General features: G+C 45.0%; 1 protein-coding gene. It reads left to right on the top strand.

Translation table 11 applies throughout. From position 1 onward, the window contains the following. Positions 1 to 1,297 (top strand): hypothetical protein (locus DFQ03_RS18720; RefSeq protein WP_166637415.1); only part of this gene is annotated, 1,297 nt, incomplete at both ends.

The raw sequence follows: 1,297 nt of genomic DNA on the forward strand, positions 1-1,297 counted from the left end.
TATGTTTCCGACACAGATAATGATACCCAATATACCTCAGGTACAGGCTTGAACCTTGTAGGTACGGAGTTCAGTGCCGATCCAAGTTTGGCGACCGACACTGAGTTGTCGGATGCTATCACGGCAAGCGAGGCATTGGATCTAGATAAGGTTATCGGTAACGAATCGGTGACTGGATTGACTTTCGATGGCGGAACTTCTATATTAACGCTTACACAAGATGGCGCTGCAAACGAAACGGTGAATTTAGGGGCGTTGGATACCGATACGCAGTATACCGCTGGTACAGGATTGAACCTTGTAGGTACGGAGTTCAGTGCCGATCCAAGTTTGGCGACCGACACTGAGTTGTCGGATGCTATCACGGCAAGCGAGGCATTGGATCTTGACAAGGTTATCGGTAACGAATCGGTGACTGGATTGACTTTCGATGGCGGAACTTCTATATTAACGCTTACACAAGATGGCGCTGCAAACGAAACGGTGAATTTAGGGGCGTTGGATACCGATACGCAGTATACCGCAGGTACAGGCTTGAACCTTGTAGGTACGGAGTTCAGTGCCGATCCAAGTTTGGCGACGGATACGGAGTTGTCGGATGCTATCACGGCAAGTGAGGCATTGGATCTAGACAAGGTTATCGGCAACGAAACTATTACAGGGTTGGCTTTTGATGGAGCTGTACTGACTATATCTGAAGGAGGAAATACTGACCAGACGATTAATATAAGTTCATTGGATACCGATACACAGTATACTGCGGGCACAGGATTAGATTTAACGGGTACTGAGTTTAGTGTAGCACCAAATGGAATTACCAATACTGAGCTAGCAGATAATGCAGTTCAAAGTAGTAATATATTAAATGATGCAGTAACTCTTAATAAATTAGCTGATGGTAACGCTTTAGGTCAAGTAATGCAGTGGGACGGAACTGATTGGACCTTAGTGGATTTAGGATCAGTAACGGTTACGGAGAATGATGGTGTAATAGGAAATGAAGTTGTTGGAGCTACAAATGGAACATTAACACGTTCTGGAGATGGTTCCCAAGCAGTTCCATACACATTAGCAGTTGCTGCAGATGGAATAACCAATACAGAATTAGCAGACAATGCTGTAGGTTTGGAGAATATAGCTTCAGGCTCAAATACAGGAGATTTAATCCAATGGAATGGTACGGACTGGGAATTTGTAACGGCAAGTTCATTGGATACCGATACACAATATACCGCGGGTACAGGCTTGAACCTTGTAGGTACGGAGTTCAGTGCCGATCCAAGTTTGGCGACTGACA

The organism is Maribacter caenipelagi (assembly GCF_004364175.1).
Lineage (GTDB): Bacteria > Bacteroidota > Bacteroidia > Flavobacteriales > Flavobacteriaceae > Maribacter > Maribacter caenipelagi.